At 67.5% G+C, this 4914-nt stretch carries 4 protein-coding genes; 3 read left to right on the plus strand and 1 reads right to left on the minus strand.

Going from position 1 to position 4914, the window contains the following annotated elements:
* A partial coding sequence (locus tag VFX99_RS03820) for an ROK family protein (RefSeq protein ID WP_329664992.1) occupies positions 1 to 580 on the minus strand: 580 nt, incomplete at its 3' end.
* 225 nt (positions 581 to 805) lie between these two features.
* Here VFX99_RS03820 and VFX99_RS03825 point away from each other — a divergent pair.
* The 3 genes from VFX99_RS03825 to VFX99_RS03835 all read left to right on the plus strand — a co-directional run.
* Entirely contained in the window at positions 806 to 2878 is a 2073-nt protein-coding gene (locus VFX99_RS03825; protein ID WP_329664995.1) for an alpha-galactosidase, read from the plus strand.
* 45 nt (positions 2879 to 2923) lie between these two features.
* Positions 2924 to 4225, plus strand: a complete 1302-nt coding sequence (locus VFX99_RS03830) for an ABC transporter substrate-binding protein (protein ID WP_329664993.1) — start codon at positions 2924 to 2926, stop codon at positions 4223 to 4225.
* On the plus strand, positions 4222 to 4914 hold a 693-nt coding region (locus tag VFX99_RS03835; protein WP_329664994.1), incomplete at its 3' end, for a sugar ABC transporter permease. The genes VFX99_RS03830 and VFX99_RS03835, both read left to right, overlap by 4 nt.

Consider the following 4914-nt stretch of genomic DNA (forward strand, 5'->3'; position numbering starts at 1 on the left):
CCCGTCCCGCGCCGAACCAGCGCTCGGCTTCGACGAGGGCGACCACGTCGTTCTCGACGGTGACCGTGATGCGGGCGGCGGACTCCAGCGCGGGCCCGAGGTCGACGTTCGTCCAATCGAGGAACGGCGCGCGGATGACGCGGCCGGCATCGTCGACCGCGCCGCCGAGACTGACGCCGACGCCGACGAGCGGGGCGCGCGCGATCGACGAGAAGCCCGAGACCAGCTCGGCGAGAACCGCGACGACCGCCTCGGGGCTGATTCCATCGAGCGCCACCTCACGTTCGGCCAAAGGCCGCGCACGCGCATCGGTCAGCACCGCGTAGAGAGTGTCGCCGGTGACCTTGATGCCCGCGAACGAGCCCAGGTCGGGGGCGATGTCGAGAGGGCGCACCGGGCGCCCCACCGAGCCGGTGGACTCCTCGCCGAGTTCGACGAACAGTCCGCGCTCGAGGAACGGCTTGGCGAGCCGCGTCAGGCTCGCGGGGGAGAGGCCTAATCGCCTACCCAGGGCGCCGCGGCCGATCGGGCCGTGAATGAGGACCTCCCGCGCCAGCGCCTCGTGGCTTTCCGTCAGCATCACACCCCCCGGCTTTGTTTCCATCCTGGCACCAATCGGCCGTGAATCCGGGTTGAGAAAGACAACAACTGCCCCTTGACGGAAGAGTTAGTTCCGCGGTAGAAATAATCCGTGTCCCCCCACAATGATGCGATCGTCGATGCTCGCGAACAGCAACCCGCTGAGCCGGTACCGCAAGCGAGTGTGCTGCACCTGCATCGCGGCGGAACCAGCGTCGTCCTCGACATGGCGGCCGGTCCCCATCCCGCCATCGTGCACTGGGGCGAAGAGCTCACCGCCTCGACGCCCGCCACGCTCGCCTCGCTCGCGATGGCTGCGCGCCCGCAACGCGTCTCGGGCGGACTCGACGACACCCCGCGGCTGGGCCTGGTCGCGACGCAGGCTTCGGGATGGCTGGGCACGCCGGCCATCGAAGGACACCGCGATGGGGCGGGCGCGAGCCTGCGATTCGAGGTCGCCGGCGTGCAGGCGAACGACCATCGCGCCACGATCGCCCTCGTCGACAGCGAGGCGCGACTGACAGCGCAGGTCGAGCTCCGGGTCGGATCCAGCGGCCTGCTGCACCAGCGCATCATGCTGCGCAACACCGGTGCGACGCCCTACACCGTGCAGTCGTTGCAGGTCCTCTTCCCCGTGCCGTGGGACGCGACCGAGCTGCTCGACACCACCGGACGCCACCTGCGCGAGCGCACCCCGCAGCGCCGCGCGTTCACGTTCGGCACCCACACTCGTGAAAGCCGGCGTGGCCGGCCCGGCGCCGATGCGACCGTGCTGCTGGCCGCGGGGCGGCCAGGGTTCGGTTTCGAGCGTGGCCGGGTCCACGGCATCCACGTCGCCTGGAGTGGAAACCACCGGGTCGCCGCCGAGCGCGTGACGACGGGCGAGGCATTCCTCGCCGGCGGCGAGCTGCTGCTGCCCGGCGAGGTCATCCTGGCGCCGGGCGAGACCGTGCAGAGTCCCTGGGTCATCGGGTCGTGGGGCGACGGGCTCACCGAGCTGTCGGCCCGCTTCCACGAGGAGTGGCGTGCACGACCGCAGCATCCGCGCCGGCCGCGCCCGGTCACGCTCAACACATGGGAGGCGGTGTACTTCGACCACTCCCTGGTAAAGCTCACCGCCCTTGCGGATGCCGCCGCCGGCGTGGGCATCGAACGATTCGTGCTCGACGACGGCTGGTTCACCGGCCGGCGCGACGACACCGCCGGACTCGGCGACTGGTTCGTCGACGCGGGCGTCTGGCCGGAGGGTCTGCACCCCCTGATCGACCACGTGCGCGACCTCGGCATGGAGTTCGGCCTGTGGGTCGAACCCGAGATGATCAACCCCGACAGCGATCTCGCCCGGCAGCATCCGGACTGGATCCTGAGAGGCCGCATGACTCTGCCCCCGTCTGCGCGGCAGCAGCAGGTGCTCGACCTCGCCCACCCGGACGCGTACGACTACATCTCCGCGCGGCTGCACGCGCTGCTGGACGAGTACCCGATCGCCTACCTGAAGTGGGATCACAACCGCGACCTCGTCGACGCGGGCAGCGGTCCGGAGGGCGTCAGCCGAGTGCACGCGCACACGCTCGCCGTGTACCGCCTGCTGGACGAGCTGAAGGCCCGCCACCCCGGACTCGAGATCGAGAGCTGCGCGTCCGGCGGCGCCCGGGTCGACCTGGGCATCCTCGATCGCACCGATCGCATCTGGACCAGCGACAGCCTCGACCCGCTGGAACGGCTCACGAATCAGCGCTACACCGGCCTGGTCGTCTCGCCTGAGCTGATGGGCATGCACCTGACCAGCCCGGTCGTGCACTCGTCAGGACGCACGGTCTCGGTCGGCCTCAGCGGTGCCGTCGCCCTCTTCGGACATTTCGGCATCGAGTGGGACCTCACATCGGTCGACGTCGCGACGCGCGATCAGATCGCGGCCTGGGTCGCGCTCGCGAAGCGGCTGCGCCCGCTGGTCGCGAGGGGCCGGGTCGTCCACGTCGACGGCACGGACCCCGGGATCGACGTCCGCGGAATGGTGGCCGCGGACGCGGCATCCGCCGTTTTCACGATCACCCAGACCGAGACATCCGTCGCGTACCCCGCGGGGCGGGTGCGGATGCCCGGGCTCGACCCCGACCGCCGGTATCGGGTGCGCGTGATCGCGATCGGCGAGAACACGGACTACCCCGGGCAGTCTCCGCTCGCGTGGGCGCACCAGGACACGATCCTCACCGGCCGCGAGCTGGAGTCGGTCGGCCTGCGCCCACCGGTGCAGTTCCCGCAGCATGCCCGAGTCGTCGAACTCGTCGCCGACAACTGAACAGACAGCACAACCGAAACGCACGACCGCGCAAGGAGGCGCACGATGACCAAGAGAATCCGAATGACCGCCCGAGCGGTCGCGGTGCTCGCCACGGCGGGTCTCGCGATCGGGCTGGGCGGCTGCGCGAGCGGCTCCGCAGACGGGGTGACGACGCTGAACTTCTTCCAGTTCAAGGGCGAGGCGCTCGAGGACTTCAATCAGATGATCGCGGACTTCGAGGCCGAGAACCCCGACATCCGCGTCGTGCAGAATCAGGTGGCGGATGCCGACACACTGATTCGCACCCTGCTGGTCAAAGACCGCATTCCCGACATCGTCACCCTGAACGCGAACGGGAACTTCGGCGGTCTCGCCAAGGCAGGCGTGTTCCATGACTTCTCGGATGAGCCGGTGCTGGAGACCATCAACCCGGCGGTGCAGGAGATCCTCGCCGACCTCGGCACCTACGGCGACGAGGTGAACGGACTCGGCTACGTCAACAACGCCAATGGCGTCATCTACAACGCGACGATCTTCGAGGAGCAGGGGCTTGAAGTTCCGGAGACATGGGATGAGTTCATCGCCGTCTGCGACGCCCTCCAAGCGGCGGGCATCACCCCGTTCTACGGCACGCTGGCCGATTCGTGGACTGGAATGCCCTCGTGGAATGCGCTGGGAGCGTATCCCGCTCAGGACGACTTCTTCGACAAGCTGCGGGCGCAGGGCACGGATGTCGGCCCGGATTCCGAGGTGTCGTTCGAGAAGAACTTCGCCGAGATGATGGATCAGCAGTACACCCTGTTCTCCTCCTACATGCAGGAGGGGTACCGCGGCGAGACCTACGACGAGGGCAACGCGGCGTTCGCGAACGGTGACGTCGCCATGCTGCTCCAGGGCATCTGGGCCACCAACCCGATCAAGCAGGTCAACCCCGACATCGAGATGGGCATCTTCCCGTACCCGGGAACGGATGACCCCGAAGACCGGCTGCTGGTGTCCGGCGTCGATGTCGTCTTCACCATGGGCAAGAACAGCCCCAATGAGGACGCCGCGATGCGCTTCATCGACTACGCGTTCCAGACAGACGTGATCGAGGGCTTCGCGGCGTCGCAGAACATGGTTCCCTCCGTCGAGGGCGCCGAGATCAGCGACGACCCGGCGCTGCAGGCGGTCAAGCCGTTCTTCGACGAAGGCAAGATCACCGGGTTCATCGATCACCAGTTCCCTCCCGCGGTTCCGCTCATCCCGATCGATCAGGAGTTCCTCTTCAACGGCGACGCGGAGGCCGCACTCAAATCACTCGACAACGAGTGGCGCAAGGTCGCCGCTCGCACCATTCCGGTAACGACGGGAGACGACCAATGACGATCACCCAAGCGGTGCGCAGCACCGCCGCCGAAACAGCGCCGAAGCGAGCCGGCCGAGTCAGAACAGGGGCCAAGCGGGCTTCATCGACTTACTACTGGATGGTGTGGCCGGCGGTGATCGCCTTCGCCGCATTCCACACCCTTCCCGTGGTCGTCGGCATCTTCTTCAGCTTCACGAATTACGCGGGGTACGGTGCGTGGAACTTCGTCGGACTGTCGAACTACTTCAACCTCTTCCAGGACGACCGCATCCTGCAGGCCTACGGCTTCTCGTTCCTGTTCGCCATCGTCGCGACGATCCTGACGAACGCCTTCTCGCTTGCGATCGCGCTCGGACTGAACGCCAAGATCAAGGCGCGCAACTTCTGGCGAGGCGTGTACTTCGTGCCCTACATCCTGGCGATCCTGGTCATCGGGTACGTGTTCCAGTTCTTCTTCTCGAACTCGCTGCCCAAGATCCTCGCGGGGATCCCGCTGTTCGCCGACAACATCCTCGCCAACGAGCAGTGGGCGTGGACGGCGATCGTCGCGCTGGCCGTCTGGCAGGCCTGCGCGTTCGCGATCATCATCTACCTGTCGGGCCTGCAGACCATCCCGGCGGAGATGTACGAAGCGGCGTCGCTGGACGGCGCATCCGCGTGGCAGCAGTTCCGGTCGATCACCTTCCCTCTCATCGGTGCGTTCTTC

The sequence above is a fragment of the Microbacterium sp. genome (assembly GCF_036277215.1).
Lineage (GTDB): Bacteria > Actinomycetota > Actinomycetes > Actinomycetales > Microbacteriaceae > Microbacterium.